An 18651-nucleotide genomic window follows, 5' to 3' on the forward strand; every position below is an offset into this window, starting at 1 on the left:
AGCCATGTCCCGCAGAGATACTTCTGGCAACCCATTGGGTTGCCATTTTTTTTGCATGTCTTTGACTGTGAAGTGACGACAAAGGAATGACGGCATAGGAATGACAGAAACCCAATTGTGCAAAGCAAGCATTGGTTAAGTGATTTGATTTGATATTTAGAGTGCTATAAACGCATTTTTACGCAGAGTTAATGCAGTTAAAAGCCGCAGGATGCTTTAATAAATGCACGAATAAGTGCACAAATAAACGGTGAGTTAGAATTAATTTAATAAAAAAGCGATAAAAAAATAATTTTTTATCGAACTGATTGAACCTTTTCTTACCAAGGTACTCATAGTAACTGTAGCGAGTTGGTAATGTTATTTATCTCCAACGTATAGCCCCTTCATCACGGGTTATTCAAAGTAAATACACTTATCGACATGGCCTCATCAGCCAGTGCTAACCGAATTAGTTTTCAGACTGTTTCAGCGTTTTAAGTTTCATCATCATCCCCCTTATTTGGGAACGAGTTAATACGCTAGCGCATTATTAGCCATGTCCCACAGAGATACTTCTGGCAACCCATTGGGTTGCCATTTTTTTTGCCTCAAGGTTTTCGATTAAAAATCTAAAAAAACCAATAAAGTACATATAATCAGTAATGATACTTATGTGTTTTTAAACATCGCATCTAACTGCACTTGCAATGAAGGGTGGTAACCCTCTCTCGCTTGCTGATATATCTCTATGGCTTGGGTTTGATAACCTGCAATGAGCATTTCGCTATAAAGCGGCTTTACAAATTTAGCTCGGCCAATATGGGCTAAAAACAACCCAACTTTGGGCATTACAATTTCATAGTGGTTTCTGATAGCGACTCTAAACCAATCACAAGCAAGTTCTGCATTTTGACTATCTGTAAAACTAAATGTCATATCCAGATCTTTTAATTGCACTTGAGTTAACTGAAAAGGTAACTGAGTGATAAAAAATTGCCAATGATGCACTCGCCAAGCTTCAACTTGCAATTTGGCTGCATTGACCCCTTCAGTGAACTGCTTTAACGCTAACTTCACCTTATCCAAACTGGAAGATGTAGGCGCTATAAACCATTCAGGTAAACCCTCACCATAAACCCAGGTCATCAATTCCGATTCGGAAATCACATCCACATGATCCACCAGCAAGGTTTGTTTGGCATAGTCGATAAAGGTTTCTGTGGTAATGGCTTCGAATTTAAAATGCTGAACATACTGATAAAGAAATTTATCAAAAGCCTCTCGTCCTAATCGTGCCTCTAACTCATGTACAAACATCGACGCTTTATCATAGGTGAAACGATTGAAAGCATCGTTGGCATCCTGATGTTGAACATTGGCAGGTAGTGTTTGTGACGTCATTGGCAATGACTGCATTTCTTCTTGTAAGCGGCCATACTCAATAACCCACTCCAAGTCAGCTTGTTCTTTGCCGTAAATGTTCTCCACTAAGCGATTAGTAAAATAAGTCGTAAAGCCTTCGTTAAGCCATAAATCTCGCCAGGTCGCATTACTCACCAAGTTGCCTGTCCAAGAATGCGCTAACTCGTGCGCCACTGTAGACACTAAACTTTTATCACCCGCGATCAATGTGGGTGTGATAAAGGCCAATCTTGGATTTTCCATCCCGCCAAATGGAAAGCTTGGCGGCAGTACTATCATGTCGTAACGCCCCCATGGATACGGACCGAGTAATGACTCGGCAGCTACAATCATTGATTCGGTGTCTTCAAATTCTATAAGGGCTTTTTCGAGCATGGCAGGCTCTGTGTAAATTGCGCAGCGCTCGCTTACCTCACCATAGGCGAGATCGCCCACAGCTAATGCTAATAAATGCGTCGGTATCGGCTTTTCCATCTCAAAAGTGAATAAGCCATCTGCTGGCATTTCGGCAGAGTTAGCCGCGCTCATCACAGCTCTTAAGCCGTTATTAACTTGAATTGAAGCGCTAAAAGTAATTCTAGCCTTAGGGCTATCTTGCAGCGGGATCCAACTACGTGCATTGACTGGCTGTGATTGGCTGAATAAATAAGGAGACTGTTTTCCTAGGGTTTGTACTGGCGTTAGCCACTGTAACCCCTGTGCATCCTTTGAAGTGCAATAATGAAGCACGACTTGTGTTATTTCACCGCCCACTTCAATGACAATTCTCTCACCTTGCAGTGCACTAACATGTTGCTGAGTGAATTCAAGTTGATTCCCATAAATATCTGATACTTCATCAATACTAATATCCCGTCCATCGAGTACCAATTGTGTCGAATCCGAAAGGCGTTTAAATAATAATTTGACTGAGCCTTGAAGCTGCTGCTTGTCAAAATCCACATTTAACGCCAACACCATATGATGCACTTTCATGTCATCTGTATTAGCAACCGAGTGGTAATCATTATTAAAATCAAATTGTTCAGCCACATCACATCCTTATCTATATTATTCTGCAGCTATGTTAACTCAATACCATCAATTCATCGAGGTTATGAGTGCTTCACATTAAATAAGGGGGGCTTATGATTCGATTAATTTCAGACACAAAAAAGCCTCACGAATGAGGCTTTTAGTGTCGAGGTAAATTAAGCTATTACAGCTTGATACCCGCTTTTTCTAGGTCTTTAGCAACAACACTACGTGGTAGTGGTACATAACCGTCTTTTTCTACGATTTGTTGACCTTGTTTAGATAACACGTAACGGATGAACTCACGATCCATTGGTGATAAATCTTTGTTAGGGTGCTTGTTGATGTAAACGTATAGGTAACGTGATAATGGGTAAGTACCACTTGCAGCGTTAGCAGCAGTTGCATCAATGTATTTAGTGCCTTTCTTAGAAATAGCTACAGCTTTAACACCAGCAGTCTTATATCCGATACCAGAATAACCGATAGCGTTAAGACCTTGAGAAACTGATTGAACTACAGATGCAGAACCTGGTTGCTCATTTACGTTTGCTTTGAAGTCACCTTTACACAGTGCTTTCTTTTTGAAGTAACCGTATGTACCAGACACTGAGTTACGACCGTATAATTGGATATCTTTCTTAGACCAGTTACCATCAAGACCAACATCACCCCAACGATTTACATCATTTCCGCCACATTTTTTAGTAGAAGAAAAGATTGAGTCGATTTGGTCAATGCTTAACCCTTCAATTGGGTTATCTTTATGTACAAATACTGCGAGTGCATCAATTGCAACACGAATAGCAGTTGGTTTGTAGCCGTAATGCTTTTCAAAAGCTTCAACTTCGTTAGGCTTCATTTGACGACTCATTGGGCCGAATTGTGAAGTACCTTCAGTCAAAGCTGGTGGCGCAGTAGAAGAACCTGCAGCTTGAATTTGGATATTTACGTTAGGGTAAATGTGTTTGAAGTCTTCAGCCCATAACGTCATCATGTTTGCTAACGTGTCTGAACCAACTGATGACAAGTTACCTGAAACACCACTTGTCTTTTCATATACAGGTAATGTTTTATCAATTGCTGCCATCGATGTTGCTGAAAAAACACCAGCTGCTGCAAAGGCGATAGTGCCAACTAGCTGTTTAAGTTTCATTGTAATGCTCCGGTATTATAAGCGTTGTTATTTAAGACACGCTCAGTATCAATTGCTTCGATGACAAGTCTATGACTAATATATGACAGTTGTATGACAATCAACATTTGAAACATTTACGCCACAATCTTTCCAGAATACGCAACCAAATAAAAAGCCTCACAAAAACAATAAATTAAGCCGTAATAAATAACTAAGGCAATAAAAATACATACATTACCAATAACTTAATTATGACAAAAACTGTTCAATTCGATTAAAAACGACGCCCAACACCAATAATCAAATGCTGCCAATTTAAAAAACCGTATTCTGTATATAGGTTCCATTCGTTCCTTGGACCAAAATCATAATTAATACTCACGGACATATTCTTGGTCTCTTTCTTAGCAAGATCAATATCAAATTTGACCTCTTCCATCAGCGGGGCTAAATCAGTGCCTACAAAAGAATAGTCTCCAGTCACATTCTGATTCACACTTTGATGGCTAAATCCTAAAAACCAAGCAAGCTTATCACTGCCGATATCATATCGCTGACCGACTCTTATCGAGGCAAGCTTAGTTTTAATCACGCTATCCGTTGTATCAGTATTCGCATTCACTATGGCTCCCACTGCCATGACTATTACAGGGGTATCGCCGATAATAGGATCTATCTGCCCTGCGAGCACAGTTCCAATACCGTAATTTTTAGCGGTATACTCAATTGGGATAGGCAATACAATGCCATTACACGCATCATCACAAGGTAAGCCTTCAACATTATCCAGCTTTGCTCTAATGTCTTTACGCCCTTCGGTGTAGCCCAGTAACGCATAAACATTCCAAAAAGGTAATATCCAAGCATCAATTTTCAACTGCACACTTCTGTCGCTTCCTGTAATACTGACATCTTCAGCAGGCACTACATAATCATTAGGCCCACGAAAACCTAACAGGCCTCCGTCCACTTGAACTTGAAAATCATTATCAGCAACATAATCTGCATCGATATTGTTATAAAACAAGCTCACACCAATTGGCAAAGGTAAGTCATGCCCTCTCTTAGTTGCTTCATCTGCTAATAAAGGTAAACCGCTCCAATGGGCGGGTTTAGTTAGCTGGTTAACAGCAGCCTGCACATCAGGCTCTGCCGCATGACTTGAGAGGCTGTAAGTGAGGAAAAAGCACAGGGGTAAACTTAATAGGCTTTTAGTCATGGAACGTCTTGTCTTTGATATGTTATTTAAGTCGTTAATCATAGTTCTGAAATTGTATTTAGGGGAAAGTACACAAGATTTAATTCAATGAATTAGTGCCTGATAAGCATTAGAACTCAAAGAAAAGTATTAAATTAAGCAATATGAGCTCTGATACATATTGTAAAACACATGCAGAAATTGAATACACTCATTCTGGTCATCAAAGTTAAAGCTTGTTAACTCCATCACAGCATTAAGGGTTTGAAAGGCGGGTATATTCCATTATAAAAAATGCCTGTCTATGTTGAAATAAACAGGCACTTAACAATACGAATATTAAATACAAAGGTAAATTAAACGATAACTAACTTCACTTTACCACCAAGTGAATTGGGATAATAAAGCTAAAACAACTCCCCTTATTAGGTTCACTGGTAATAGTTAGTTCACTGTAGTGATGATTCAACGCATGTTTTACAATAGCTAAGCCTAATCCGCTACCACCGGTTTTACTCGAGCGAGCATTATCAACCCGATAAAAGCGCTCTGTTAATCGATTAATATGTTGCGGCGCAATACCTAAACCTGTATCGGTCACACTGAATCTTGCGCCAGTAGGTACCAATTCCCATCTAACGCTTATCTTACCGCCAGGCTCTGTGTATCGAATCGCATTAGAGATTAAGTTTGTGCAAGCACTGCGTAATTGCACTTCGTTTCCGTGACAATCTAGATTATCTTCGGCAAAAAAAGTTAACTCATACTGATCTAATGCTAATGCAGACGCTTCGTCTTTTAATATATCGAGCATGGCTGTCATATTAATTGTTTGCTCTAAATCGATATCAGCGCCATCTTCAATGCGCGATAAAGCTAAAAGCTGCTCGACCATTGATTGCATTCGCCTTGTTTGCTGCTGCATTAGATTTAAAGGCTTGTGATTCATGCTGTCAGGCTCTTCCATACTTTGCATGATTTCTAAATAGCCCTGTAATACTGTGAGCGGCGTTTTGAGCTCATGGGATACATTGGCAACAAACTCTTTACGCATCCCTTCTAACTGATTGATTCGAGTAATGTCACGGGCAATGAGAAGCAGTTGGCGATCACCATAGCTCATTAAGCGAACTTCTAATAAACGCTGGTCAGATATCGGTGAAGCTAACTCTAATGGCTCTTTAAACTCACCCTTTTTAAGGTACTCAGAAAAGTCAGGGTGCCTGATAAGATTATCTATTCGTTGGCCATTATCTTGAGGCCATACAAAGCCTAATATTAGTTGTGCAAGCTTATTACACCATAAGATATTATGTTCAGAGTCTAATACAACTGCAGCATCGGGCAGTGCTTCTGCGCCTTGCCTGAAACGACTCAGTAATGAAGCCAACTGACCTACTCTGCGGCGATTTTTACCCTGCAAACGATAGATACCATTAAAGATACCTTCCCAAGAACCAGTGCCTTGAGGCGGGGTTAATTTACGGTCTTTCCATAACCAAAAATTAAGTCGGCTAATTTGACGGTAATGCCATCCTAATAAGGCAACACAACCTATGATAATAGCGAGGGTGATTTGATCAATGATGATGCCAACAAGGGCAAAAGCGAACAGTATTCCAACGAGGCGTAATAGCAATCTGGAACCTGAATAAGATCGAAACATAGGCAGCCTAAAAAATTAATGTAAATAAACCTTTAGCAGGTTATTACCTAATTATTGGTAGGAAATAATGGCTCACAAGATAGCTTAAAATGATATCACTGACTATAGCCTTTTGTTAAAAAACTGCCGAATAATTGTGAATTTAAAACAACACCCATCGTGGGTCTAAATTCAAACGCATATTACTCGGCGGTTTTCTTAGCGCGGCGATGTCTGTGATTACATTCTCGTCGAGAAGCGGTATCCAGCACCACGTACAGTCTGAATCAACTTATCATGGCCTGAGTCTTCAACCGCTTTGCGTAAGCGACGAATATGCACATCAACAGTTCTATCTTCTACATACACGTTAGTACCCCAAACGTTATCTAGTAACTGTTCGCGACTATAGACTCGCTCAGGGTGAGTCATAAAGAAGTGTAATAATCTAAATTCTGTCGGCCCCATATCAAGCACTGACTCGCCCACTGAGACACGATGGCTGACAGGGTCAAGTAACAAGCCCTGAACATCAATAGTCTCTTCTAGACGCGTAGGTGCACTACGACGTAAGACAGCTTTAATACGAGCAACAAGTTCTTTAGGAGAAAAAGGCTTGGTAATGTAATCATCAGCCCCGACTTCTAAACCCTTCACCTTATCTTCTTCTTCACCACGTGCTGTGAGCATGATAATAGGGATTTGGCGAGTAAACTCATCTTGCTTTAAACGCTTAGCTAATTGTATACCGCTTCCACCTGGAAACATCCAATCCAATAGGATTAAATCCGGGTAAGGCTCCTGCAGTAGATCGATGGCAGAATCGAAATCTTCGGCCGCCGATGTGGTAAAACCGTGTTGTTCCATAACAAAGGTCAGCATCTCACGGATGGCTGATTCATCTTCTACAATTAAAATCTTCGCTGTCATAATATTTTCTGTGATTAATTTGCCGCATGAGTATTATTGGTCAGTTTTATTACAGAAATATGATCTCAGTGCCAATAACGGCTACAAAATCATATTATTGTCATAAATCTATCATTCTTTACATTAATAGCTTAATGATTCTTGCTTAAAACACTTAACTCATCAAAAAATAAAGGAGACTCACGCCTCCTTCAATTATTCGCTATCTAAGTTAACCTTTGATGAAACGATTAATTAGAACTTGTGTTCAATACCCACAGCGAAGTAACTTTCGTCGATTGAGATGTCTAAATCATTGCCTTCATCATCTTCAACTGTACCCATTGAAGTACGATCAGTGTAGAAAGCAAATAATTTAGTTGGCTTACCTAATGCGTAATCAGCACCAATAGACCATGAATCACCTTTGTCTTCCATGTCTTGATATTGTGCTTTTAATGTTACTTGTTCAATTTTGTATGCTGCACTTAGTAAGTAACCATCGATGCTGTTTCCACTATCAACTGCTTCTTCTTGCTGGTACATACCACCTAGTACAAAACCAGCAATTTTACCTTGAACAGTACCACGAACGATGTCGTAGCCTGCTACTTCAGAATCATAAGCAAGAGCTGCGTAAACAGGGCTTTTCTTAAGACCTGAGTCACCGTACATAGCTGCGATGCTGAAACCATCTTTTTCTTCTTGCTTGCTATCGCCTTCTGCTGCGTAAGTTACACCCACTTGGAAGTCACCAAACTTTGGCGTTAAGTAAGTTGCTGTTTGTGCTAAACGGTTCTCACCTTTAAAAAGACTTTTTAAGTCACCTGAGTAGTCGTTAAATAAGTCTACTTTACCTTGTGACTTCTTAAGCATTGTGTCGTTACGACCCACAGCAAAAGAACCAAAGTTGCCTTTTAAACCAACGAACTGGTTACGAGCAGTGAAGTTATCAGAGCTTGAGTTACCAGTATCAACTTGGTACTCGATTGTGTAGAACGCTTCTAAAGAGTCGCTTAATTCAAATCCGCCTTTAACACCGAAACGAGACGCATTACTTTGAATTTCTGTAACTGAACCATCACCTTCATCGTTAGATTGAACAGTAACATTTAACTTACCATATACTTCAAGTGGTTCTGCAGCGTGAGCAGTTGAAAGCGTAGCAGTAGCAATAGCTGAAGCAACTAGAGTTTTATAAAAAGCGTTCATCATTTCATCCTTTAGACATTATTTGTTGGTGTTTCACACCTAATTTTTGCTGTTATTTGGTTGGAACTAACAGGTTACTGTTAACCAATAGCTTGGGAACGAGGCGAATTCTGCACGCCTTTTGTTGCAGAAATATTTCAATCCGTTAATTTTATTTAGCTCTCGCTAAATTAACTACCAAAAAGAACAAATAAGACGTTGATAATAAATGGAATTAACCTAAAAAGCACAAATATGACAGTTTAATGAATTCTGTTTTAGCGACAATCAACACTGATGAACCTGATGGTTTACCCCAGCCCCGTGATACCGTAAACTGCATTTTTAATTTTTGATGAGCGCCTTTTTATGTGGTTTAAAAATCTCACCCTTTATCGTTTCAATAAGCCTTTCACTACCGATACCGAGGCACTCGAAACAGCGTTAGAAGACTTCACCTTCTCACCATGCTCAAGCCAAGATATTAGTAAGTTTGGTTTTTCAAATGCGTTAGGAAAAAAAGGCCAAGCCTTAGTTCATACTGCAGAAAACCGTCATTTGATTTGTGTGACTAAAGAAGAAAAGATTCTGCCTGGTCAAGTCATCAAAGAAGCCATCGATGAAAAAGTGGCGATGATTGAAGATCAAGAAAGTCGCAAAGTGACCAAGAAAGAAAAAGATGCGATGAAAGAAGAGATAACCATGACGCTACTGCCACGAGCATTTTCTCGCCGTAGTCAAACTCATGCGCTTATCATGCCTGAACTTGAAATGATCTTAGTCGACAGCTCTAGTGCAGCAAAAGCAGAAGAATTATTAGCATTATTACGTAAAGCATTAGGCAGTTTGCCAGTGGTGCCTTTGCACTTTACTACGCCGATTGAAACCACGCTGACTGAGTGGCTTAGAAATGGCGCTTCTCCGCAGCCATTTGAAATGCAAGATGAAGCTGAGCTTAAATCTGATTCAGATGAAGGTGGCATTGTACGCTTTAAGCAACAAGTACTTCAGGAAGATGAGGTTCTTGCTCACTTAGCGACAGGTAAACAAGTTCATAAATTAGCACTTCACTTTGGCCAATCAATCGCCTTTTTAATGCAATCAGATGCAAGCGTGAAACGCTTAAAATTCTCTGAAGAATTTAGAGCTGCAACTGATGATGTTGGCACTGAAGATCCATTAGCGAAACTCGATGCTGATTTTGCGTTAATGGGCGGCGAGCTTGTTGCCTTTATTAACTCGCTTAAACAAGCACTTGGTCCAATCGAAGAAAATATTTAATCGATTTGATTAAAAAGCCCCAATAACTTTCGGTTATTGGGGCTTTTTATTAGCACTTAACAAATATTTATAAACTAAGTTAGAAAATTAGTTAATAAACTTTCCTGCTTCATCAAATGGCCAATCAATCCCAAGCCACGCTTTTAAGAAGGCCTTTTGTTCAACACTTGGCGTTTTAACACCTTGAATCGTTAAGTCACCTTTAGGCTGCTTTGCTAACGTGAGTGGCACTTTAATGAGTTGGTCGTTTTTAAAAAATGACACTGTAATTTTGTCACCAGGTGTAAAATCCTCTAGGCGTTTTTTAAATCCTGCCGCTGTCACTTTAAGACCGTTAATAGCAACAATTTCATCGCCAGCTGCTATCCCAGCAGTCCAAGCTGGGCTGTTACGACTGACATGGGCTAGTGTTAAGTCTTTATGATCCCCGCTTAACCTTAAACCGCTATAAATTGTCGACTCATCTTTCTTCCCATAAGTTATCACTAAGCCCGTTTGCGCTAGCAATGAATCAAAATCTAAGCTAAAAGGTGAGGTAATATGCTGCTGCCACCAAGATTGATAATCTTTTCCTGATAAGCTTTTTAAAATCCCTTTTACATCATCAACGTTATAGCCTTTAGGTAACTTAAAATCACGATATAACTGACGATGAACATCGCGATAAGAATGTGCTAACTCAGTATCTTTTAATAAATTAAAATCTAATGATAAAGAGGCCAAATAACCTTCTGAGTAGATATTCACCCCGTGGTTTATCGCATAATCCCCACCTTTATTGGTCCACTCATTTAAGCTGGCTTCTGAAACAGACTGAATTTCACGGCCTGGTTTGTGTATATTGTTATTCACCCGTTTTGCTAAATCAGCAAAAAATTCTTTCGGGGTAATCACATCAGCACGAAGCAACAACTGATTTTGGAAATAACTGGTAGACCCTTCAGCCATCCAAAGTAACTGCGTCATACTGGCTTGTTGATAATCGTAAGGAACCAAACCCTGTGGACGGTATGCTTTAACATTCCAAGTGTGAATGAACTCATGTGATGCTGTACTGATAAAACGAAGGTAATCTTTGCGCTCTCTGAAATTAAAGCGTGGCAGCTGAATAATGGTAGAATTTAAATGCTCTGTAGCACCGCGTGCACCGCTCGTGGCATGTACCATATAAACATAACGCTCAAATGGATAGTCATCCCAAATGACACTTGCTGTACTACTGATTTTTGTTAAGTCTTTAACCACTTGTTCAGCGTCGTAATTACCCTCTCCCCAAAACACTAGCTCATAATCTCTGCCATCGGCTTCAAAGGCATAGTGAGTATTAATTCCAGTTTCAATCGGTGAATCGATTAATACATCATAGTTATCCGCAATAAATGAATGCGATTTCCGTCCTTGCTCCATACCCGAATGGCTCTGCCAGCCCTTAGGTACCTTCATTGAAACCTTGACTTCATCGCCCCTAAATTCAGGGCTATACATAAACACGCCACTGGCGTCTAAATAAGCATGGGAGTTGTCAATATGGCGCACACGAGTGCCTAAATCATTAGCATAAAGTTGGTAAGATACGTTAACTTCAGTGGGTTGCGTCAGATTAATCTGCCATTCGCCTGTAGCACTTCTTTGCCAGGTTAACGGTTTTCCTTTGCTGTCTGTCGCTTCAAAGAGTCGTATTCCATCAGCTAGTGGCAGTACCGCATACTTGCCTGTACGCCATACAGGTAAATTGACCGTTAATATCTCTGCTGAAGATTTAGGAAAGCTCACTTGTACTTTTGCTAAGTGGTGTTGTGGTTGGGTTAAATCGATTTGGTAATTTACTTCAGCTAAGCTATTAGCCGAAAAAAATACTCCTGCAGTAAAAATAGCCAGTTTTGAGACTTTCACTCTACATTCCTTCTGTTATTATTCTTGTTATAATTTTTGTTTATTGTAGTTATTTGTTTTCAACATCATACAAATTCTTTGAAAAAAGTTTACCTCAATGGAAATGATAATATAACAAGCGGCATTATTCGCCCACCGACTTCCAACAAAAGCTTACAAAATAATAATAAGGCCGTTAATCATTCATGCAAAAAATCATTCTAAGCAGTTACGTACTATTGCTATTAATAATCGCCTTTCCTGCTCATGCAGACCGTTATCAGCAGCGAGAAATTGAATTTAATGAAACGCCCAATGTATTGTTTGAGCAATTATCAACTCGTACTCAATTCCCTCTGTCATTTAATGATCGCGCTGAATTTGACGCCATTGCGGACTCTTTAAAATATCATCCGGATGAATTACATGCTGATTTAGAGATTTTGGCGCGACTTTTTCTAGAAACAGCACTGAAAGCTGAGGACAAAATTAATAAAGCCCGATTACTGACACAACAACTTGAAACTCTTGCTGAAACGCCAATGCATGAAGCAATTATTTTACTACTCGAGGGGAGAATTAGAGGCCTTGAAGATCAACAGTACAAACAGTCCATCATTTTATTCAAAGAAGCCCTTAATAAAATAAGCAATATCAACGATAACCAAAGTTTAAATTTGCAATTTATACTGCATCAAAATTTAAGCTCCTTACACACTTTAGTGAAACAAGACACGCAAGCTTTATATCATTACAAACGCTACCGAGAAATTGCTTATCGACTGCGTAATGATTACTTCATTGCTCAATCTGAAACAGCAATAGGCATTTATTACACTGGGCGTAATCAATTAGCTAAAGCACTGCAGCATCATAGTGAAGCCTATAGAATTTCGAATCGTTTAAGCTACCCAGTCATTCAAGCGCAAACGCAGTTTCAGTTATCTCGTGCTTACCGCGACTTAGGTCAATGGGATGAAGCCCTCAAGAATGCCAATGAAGCCGCAATCAGTTATCAAAAACTGGGGCGAGATGCATCTCAATCTAAAACGATGACTGTCATTGCGATGATCTATGCAAATCAAGAACAGTGGAATAAAGCCATTGACTATTACCTTAATGCACAGCAATTAGATGAAAAGCATAATCGAAGAATAAGCCAAGGGCTTAATTTCCATAATATTGGCGAAGCGTATCTTCATTTAAGTAATTACCCGTCTGCTATGAATTACTTACAAATGGCTAATGATATATTTAAAGAAAAAGGGATCATGCATTATCTTGTTTATAATGAGTTGCTATTTGCCCAAGCATTGTCAGAGCAGTCATTATGGAAAGAAACAATAACTCATGGGGTTGCCGCATTAATCATAGCCGATTCAAAGCAATTACCTAATGCACAAAAGGAAGCTCTTGAATATTTAGCCAAAGCATACAGAGAAGAACGTAATTACCCAGCGGCATTAGATATGATGGAAAGATTAGTCCAAATGCAACAAAGCACCGAAGAAAAGCCTGTTGAAGAAACACTTACATCAAACTTAACTGAAGAAAAATTAAAGTTTGAAATCAATATCTTTCAACATAAATTGGGGAAATATATTGAAAGCAGCAAAGATCAGCAAATGGCTATTATCATCCTACTTGCGACGATTTTCATATTATCTTTTGTATGGCTTTATAGCTTAAAACGCCTCAATAGTGTGAAACAACAAAAAGCTTTACTGACTAAACAAGTATTACAAGAGCCACAAACACAGCTTAAGGGTTATCAGGGATTACTTTGCTGTATGTCTAATGATGAATCCCCTAAAACCATTGCCTTGGTGAGTATTAGCTTACTAAGTGAGTTAGACATTGAATTTGGATTAACAGAATCGAATGCCATCACTGAGAACTTAATCAGGCAATTTGAAGAACAATTAAACAGTAAAGTATACCTAATGAAACCTGGCGAGCTTGCTTTTTGCTTTAAAGAAGTATTAACCCCAGAACAAACCTTGGCTCAAATCTCCGATGCTTTATCTCATCAAGCATTAGCAATTAATGACAATGTCCCTCACTTCTCGGCGCTAAACAGGCTTGAGCTTGAGTGTGTACTTGGCCATATAAACTTGCCGCTTTTGGCGAATCCTGACATAAGGCTCACTACAGAATTACAGTTTGAAACAGTGCAGTACGCTTTAGCTGCAGCAAAAAGTATTAATGTAGGCCATACTTACGTCAGTATTAGAACCCTAAACTTTGCTCCAGCAGCCATTTTCTTCAAGCCATTATATTTAAATTTAACTCATGCGCTGCAAAGGGGCATTATTCGGGCCGAAAGTAATCGAGCCATTTCCGATATCAAATGGCCTAAAAATTAATCACTAAAGCCCGATTGGCTAAGCTTTCATTCATATTGGCCGATATAGGTGTATAGTTAATTGATAGCATTATTAAATATACTTTTTTTAAAGTATAATTATGGACTATTCAATCGGCTAGATTATTGATGTTATTAGTTATTTGTTTATCTTAGGAAACCTATAAGCATGAAAGATTCTTCAACTGCAGTCTCACAAGTTTCATTATTAAAACAGAAGCTTAATTCGGCTAAGTTGGCACTCGAAGAAATCCATGAAGATCGTAATGAAAAGTTACGTACTTTAATTCAATTCTTAGGGCATTTGAGTCTAGCCTGCAAAGGACAAAATCTTGAGCTCGATAACCGTTTAGCCAAATTGCGTCACCACCTTCAAGGTTACGATCAAATCAATGAAGCGCTACCTGAATTAGTAGAAATTGAACGGTTATTAAAAGGCCAATACAACCATACTATGACGCGCCTTGAAGAAAGTCGCACTAGCCTTTCTCGGGTCATCAGTCAGATACAAAGAGTTGATTCTGCGCCTGATGAAATCAAAAAAGAAATCAATTACTTTAAAAAAGATCTTAATAAGCCCATCCATACCATTTGGGAATACATTCCAAAAGTAGAGCAAGTGATTAGCTTCTACGAGCATATTTTACAAAAAGAGTTTGCTGGCACTGATGATCATGTCATTTTGCCGCAACACCTCATTTTAGCGAAAGAGCTTGCCCATAAAATTTCAGAAATAGAATTTAGAAAAGAACAGCGTGATCAAATCTTAGTGATGAAAGAAGTCTTGATGGGTGACATCAAACTGAATACATTACTTGAGTCGTATCAAACGATTCTAAGCTTATTACTTAATAATATCGCACGTGAGAAAACGGCATCTCAAGACTTTTTATATGCACTCAATGATGCCATTAGTGTTGTACGTGATGTAGTCACAAATACAGCCAATAACAATGACCGCTCACAGCAAATTAAGACTCAACTTAATAAAGAAATTAACTTACGAGTGGATAATGCTGACGGCATTTTAATTGAGTCTGATGATTTAATGGCATTAAAGACAGCGCTTACCGTGCAGCTTTCATCATTAAAAGATGCCTTAAGTCGTAAGGAAGCATTAGAAAGTCGTGAACAAGCACTATTGCGTAAATCCATTGAGTCAATGCGCAAAGAACTCACCAGCATCACTAAAGAAGCTAATAGTTATAAAGAAAAGCTGTTTGAACACCAAAAACTGAACTTACTTGATCCACTGACTCAATTGCCAAATCGTGCAGCGCTTGAAGACAGAATGGAGCAAGAATTTAGAAATCATAAACGTTTTGATACGCCGCTATGGGTTGCAGTAACAGACATTGACTATTTTAAATCTGTTAATGATAACTTTGGCCATAGCACCGGTGATAAAACCTTGCAAGTGATTGCTATGGCATTAAAAAACTCTTTACGAGAAAGTGAATTTGTTGCCCGTTATGGCGGTGAAGAGTTTGTTTTATTGCTTCCAGAAATCAATCAAGACAATATTGGTTTATTATTAAACCGTGTACGGGAAAAAATTAAGAACATCCCATTTAAATTTAAGAATCAGCGTATTACCGTCACATTATCCATTGGTGCAGCGCAAGTTATGAACAACGAGCGTATTGAAGAAACCTTCGAGCGTGCCGATGCTGCCCTATACAAAGCCAAAAATAATGGCAGAGATAGAGTCGTGATTGATATCTAATATCATAGGCAACTCATCTCTAAGAGGAGTTGCATATGATTGTAAAAATTAGCCCTAGAGGCAGTTTAGATCAACTGTCTCAAATGGAAGTTAATCGTTTAAAGCAAAGCGCTAAAAGTGAACTTTACCAACTGCTAAGAAACTGCTCCCTTGCTGTCCTCGCCTCCGGTTTGCAAAGTGATAACTCAGAAACCCTATTTGACACTTACGCCAATTTTGATATCAATGTACTACAGCGTGAGCGGGGCCTATTAATTGAATTAATCAACCCTCCAGAGCAGGCCTTTGTCGACGGAGAAATTATTGCGGGCATTCAAGAGCATCTATTTGCAGTCTTACGAGACATTGTCTATATCGACAATAAATATGATAATTTAAAGCATATCAACCTGACCAATGCCAGTCACATCACCAATGTGGTGTTCGATATTCTGCGTAATGCCAGAGTCATTTCTCCGATGAAAGATCCCAATGTGGTTGTTTGTTGGGGCGGTCACAGTATTAACCCCATTGAATATCAATACACCCGTGAAGTCGGCTACGAGTTGGGATTAAGAGGCTTAGATATCTGTACCGGTTGTGGCCCTGGCGCGATGGAAGGCCCGATGAAAGGCGCTGCGATTGGACACGCAAAACAGCGAGTCAGTAATGCACGTTATATCGGCTTAACAGAACCCAGTATTATAGCCGCTGAGCCTCCAAATCAAATCGTCAATGAATTAGTCATATTGCCTGATATCGAAAAACGTTTAGAAGCCTTTGTTCGCTTAGGGCACGGTATCGTTATCTTTCCTGGCGGAGCAGGGACAGCTGAGGAATTACTGTATATTCTGGGGATTTTACTCAATCATGCAAACCAAGATTTACCCTTCCCGCTCATTCTAACTGGTCCCAAAGAGAGCGCTGACTATTTCATAGAAATTGATGCCTTTATTGGCGCAACGCTAGGTCAAGAAGCACAGGACAAGTATGAAATCGTTATTGATGATCCCGTCGCTGTCGGCCGCATAATGAAACAAGGCATGCTGAAGGTAAAAGAGATGCGTAAAAGTTTAGGCGATGCCTATCAATTTCAGTGGTCATTAAAAATAGAGCCTGAATTTCAACTACCTTTTGAGCCTACTCATGATGTGATGGGGAACTTGCATTTATACTTTCAACCAAACAAAGCAGAGCTTGCCGCAACACTTAGGCGCGCATTTTCAGGTATTGTGGCTGGTAATGTAAAAAGCGATACCATCAAATTAATCGACGAGTTTGGCCCCTTTGAAATCCGTGGTGATAAACAACTAATGACGATGATGGATAAATTGCTAAACGCTTTTGTTAAGCAACAAAGAATGAAGCTACCAGGTAGCGCTTATGTCCCTTGCTATCAAATTGTTACCCCTGATGACTAGAAGCCACTTTGACCAAGTAAAATGCAGGGCGTTGTTTAATATCACGTTAAATAGCTATATGATTAGTCATCACAATTTGCGTCACATGAAATAGACTTTCTCTGTGATATTAATAATAAAATATTCCCTGCAACGACTCACTTGAGTTGTGCCACCAGCAACGAAAAGATAAAACATGAATAAACTATTGATCATTGATGGTCTCAATCTTGTTAGACGTATTCATGCTGTATTACCAGATGAAAATGATATTGCCAGTGTCAAAGAGCGCACAATATCTGCGTCAAAAAAGCTCCTAAACCACCATAAACCCACTCATGCGATTGTAGTGTGGGACGGCGATGAAGAATCCTGGCGAAAGCGCTTATACCCAGATTATAAAAAAGGCCGCAAGCCCATGCCTGCAGCGTTAAAATCTGGATTAGCTGATATTAAAGTTGCCTTAGCAGAAGCCAACATACATTCACATGATGCTGCCTCAGAAGCTGATGATGTCATTGCAACCTTAGCCACAAAAATCGCCGAAAATAATGGCAAAGCAATCATAGTGTCGACGGACAAAGGTTTTGGTCAAATTAGCCAATCGAATATCGATATCTGGGACCACTTCAAACAACAGTATTTTGAGATAAAAGAATACGAAAAGAAGTTAGCCGTTCAGCAAAATCAAATATTAGACTTTATCGCTCTAGCAGGTGATTCTGGCAATAAAGTACCAGGGATTGCTGGCATTGGCCCCAAATCAGCTGCAGACTTATTAAATAAATTTCGTAGCCTCGCCAACTTATATAAATCAATCGATAACCTTGGGGCAAAGCAAGCTCAAAAATTATTAGATGGCAAAGATATGGCACGGGTAAGTTATAAACTGGCACAGCTACAATGCCATATGCCACTTAATATCAATCTGAAACAATTTAGAGTCCCAGCCCAAAACGAAAGGAATGCTTAAGCAATGAAACCTTCCCTCTCCATGCTTATTGCATCAATGTTTATCGCTTATGTCGTATTCGCAATCACCGTTGTCATCATTTATGAGCCTCGTCCTGAAGATAGAAGCTGGCAAGAAAGACAAGAGTTTAACCATAGGATGCTGAGCGAAATAACCATTGGGCAAAGTATTCAAAGCATTCGTCAACAGATGGGCCGCGCTGACTTTACCGAAGCCAAAGCTACCGATAGCGCAAACTTTCAAATTATGTTTTATCGAACGCACCACGTAAAATCCGATGGTAAAACCACCAAAGATGAGTGTACACCTTTGTTGTTTAAAGATGAGCAGCTGATTGCATGGGGGCAAGAAACTTATGACCAGTTCTTGCAGATCCCAATTTTAAATAACATTGTAGAGCCTGTGACCTCTACAACCGCTGTGTTACCAGCTGTAGAAGCGGAAGCCACAAGCGATACCCTGAAGTAACACTAAAAGGCTTGCCTAATCACTGAACTGATTTTGCTAAACGTGTTGTATTATTCAATGAACCCAGCGTCATGCAAACATAAAAAAT

The 18651-nt window shown here is 39.4% G+C and carries 13 protein-coding genes; 6 read left to right on the plus strand and 7 right to left on the minus strand.

The genetic code is table 11. The features are described 5' to 3' along the window. Positions 1–651 precede the first annotated feature (651 nt). The 6 genes from LMH66_RS08040 to LMH66_RS08065 form a co-directional block, all read right to left on the minus strand. Positions 652–2379: a M1 family metallopeptidase gene (locus LMH66_RS08040; protein ID WP_229369332.1), complete on the minus strand. Its 1728-nt coding sequence runs from the start codon at positions 2377–2379 to the stop codon at positions 652–654. A gap of 223 nt (positions 2380–2602) precedes the next feature. After that, positions 2603–3574 (minus strand): PstS family phosphate ABC transporter substrate-binding protein, encoded by a 972-nt coding sequence (locus LMH66_RS08045; protein WP_102529075.1) that lies wholly within the window; start codon positions 3572–3574, stop codon positions 2603–2605. A gap of 256 nt (positions 3575–3830) precedes the next feature. Further along, entirely contained in the window at positions 3831–4775 is a 945-nt protein-coding gene (locus LMH66_RS08050) for a hypothetical protein (RefSeq protein ID WP_229369199.1), read from the minus strand. 352 nt (positions 4776–5127) lie between these two features. After that, entirely contained in the window at positions 5128–6420 is a 1293-nt protein-coding gene (gene phoR / locus LMH66_RS08055) for a phosphate regulon sensor histidine kinase PhoR (RefSeq protein ID WP_229369200.1), read from the minus strand. 219 nt (positions 6421–6639) lie between these two features. Next, positions 6640–7329 (minus strand): phosphate regulon transcriptional regulator PhoB, encoded by a 690-nt coding sequence (phoB, locus tag LMH66_RS08060; protein WP_102529072.1) that lies wholly within the window; start codon positions 7327–7329, stop codon positions 6640–6642. A gap of 234 nt (positions 7330–7563) precedes the next feature. Continuing rightward, the gene (locus LMH66_RS08065; protein ID WP_102529071.1) at positions 7564–8523 is read right to left on the minus strand and encodes a porin; all 960 of its coding nucleotides are present in this window, start codon (positions 8521–8523) and stop codon (positions 7564–7566) included. Positions 8524–8868: 345 nt separating this feature from the next. Between LMH66_RS08065 and rdgC the strand changes: the two genes are divergently transcribed. Beyond that, entirely contained in the window at positions 8869–9780 is a 912-nt protein-coding gene (rdgC, locus tag LMH66_RS08070) for a recombination-associated protein RdgC (RefSeq protein WP_102529070.1), read from the plus strand. 87 nt (positions 9781–9867) lie between these two features. Here rdgC and LMH66_RS08075 read toward each other — a convergent pair whose 3' ends face one another. Further along, complete coding sequence (locus LMH66_RS08075; protein WP_229369201.1) at positions 9868–11673, minus strand: M61 family metallopeptidase; 1806 nt, start codon at positions 11671–11673, stop codon at positions 9868–9870. Positions 11674–11858: 185 nt separating this feature from the next. Here LMH66_RS08075 and LMH66_RS08080 point away from each other — a divergent pair, with 185 nt between their 5' ends. The 5 genes from LMH66_RS08080 to LMH66_RS08100 all read left to right on the plus strand — a co-directional run bounded on the left by LMH66_RS08080 (position 11859) and on the right by LMH66_RS08100 (position 18563). Next, positions 11859–14018 (plus strand): tetratricopeptide repeat protein, encoded by a 2160-nt coding sequence (locus LMH66_RS08080; RefSeq protein ID WP_229369202.1) that lies wholly within the window; start codon positions 11859–11861, stop codon positions 14016–14018. A gap of 168 nt (positions 14019–14186) precedes the next feature. Then, positions 14187–15743, plus strand: a complete 1557-nt coding sequence (locus tag LMH66_RS08085) for a GGDEF domain-containing protein (RefSeq protein WP_229369203.1) — start codon at positions 14187–14189, stop codon at positions 15741–15743. 35 nt (positions 15744–15778) lie between these two features. Next, on the plus strand, positions 15779–17143 hold the full coding sequence (gene ppnN / locus LMH66_RS08090) for a nucleotide 5'-monophosphate nucleosidase PpnN (RefSeq protein WP_229369204.1): 1365 nt from the start codon (positions 15779–15781) through the stop codon (positions 17141–17143). 175 nt (positions 17144–17318) lie between these two features. Continuing rightward, the gene (gene xni, locus LMH66_RS08095; RefSeq protein ID WP_102529065.1) at positions 17319–18095 is read left to right on the plus strand and encodes a flap endonuclease Xni; all 777 of its coding nucleotides are present in this window, start codon (positions 17319–17321) and stop codon (positions 18093–18095) included. A 3-nt stretch (positions 18096–18098) separates the two neighbouring features. After that, the gene (locus LMH66_RS08100) at positions 18099–18563 is read left to right on the plus strand and encodes a DUF3192 domain-containing protein (RefSeq protein ID WP_229369205.1); all 465 of its coding nucleotides are present in this window, start codon (positions 18099–18101) and stop codon (positions 18561–18563) included. Positions 18564–18651: the final 88 nt, after the last annotated feature.

This window comes from Shewanella sp. 10N.7 (genome assembly GCF_020806285.1).
Taxonomy (GTDB): domain Bacteria; phylum Pseudomonadota; class Gammaproteobacteria; order Enterobacterales; family Shewanellaceae; genus Shewanella; species Shewanella electrodiphila.

Bases quoted from the DNA above. Each gene is read 5' to 3' on its own strand.
- LMH66_RS08040 (WP_229369332.1), bottom strand. From the start codon at position 2,379: ATGAAAGTGCATCATATGGTGTTGGCGTTAAATGTGGATTTTGACAAG.
- LMH66_RS08045 (WP_102529075.1), bottom strand. From the start codon at position 3,574: ATGAAACTTAAACAGCTAGTTGGCACTATCGCCTTTGCAGCAGCTGGT.
- LMH66_RS08050 (WP_229369199.1), bottom strand. From the start codon at position 4,775: ATGACTAAAAGCCTATTAAGTTTACCCCTGTGCTTTTTCCTCACTTAC.
- phoR (WP_229369200.1), bottom strand. From the start codon at position 6,420: ATGTTTCGATCTTATTCAGGTTCCAGATTGCTATTACGCCTCGTTGGA.
- phoB (WP_102529072.1), bottom strand. From the start codon at position 7,329: ATGACAGCGAAGATTTTAATTGTAGAAGATGAATCAGCCATCCGTGAG.
- LMH66_RS08065 (WP_102529071.1), bottom strand. From the start codon at position 8,523: ATGATGAACGCTTTTTATAAAACTCTAGTTGCTTCAGCTATTGCTACT.
- rdgC (WP_102529070.1), top strand. From the start codon at position 8,869: ATGTGGTTTAAAAATCTCACCCTTTATCGTTTCAATAAGCCTTTCACT.
- LMH66_RS08080 (WP_229369202.1), top strand. From the start codon at position 11,859: ATGCAAAAAATCATTCTAAGCAGTTACGTACTATTGCTATTAATAATC.
- LMH66_RS08085 (WP_229369203.1), top strand. From the start codon at position 14,187: ATGAAAGATTCTTCAACTGCAGTCTCACAAGTTTCATTATTAAAACAG.
- ppnN (WP_229369204.1), top strand. From the start codon at position 15,779: ATGATTGTAAAAATTAGCCCTAGAGGCAGTTTAGATCAACTGTCTCAA.
- xni (WP_102529065.1), top strand. From the start codon at position 17,319: ATGAATAAACTATTGATCATTGATGGTCTCAATCTTGTTAGACGTATT.
- LMH66_RS08100 (WP_229369205.1), top strand. From the start codon at position 18,099: ATGAAACCTTCCCTCTCCATGCTTATTGCATCAATGTTTATCGCTTAT.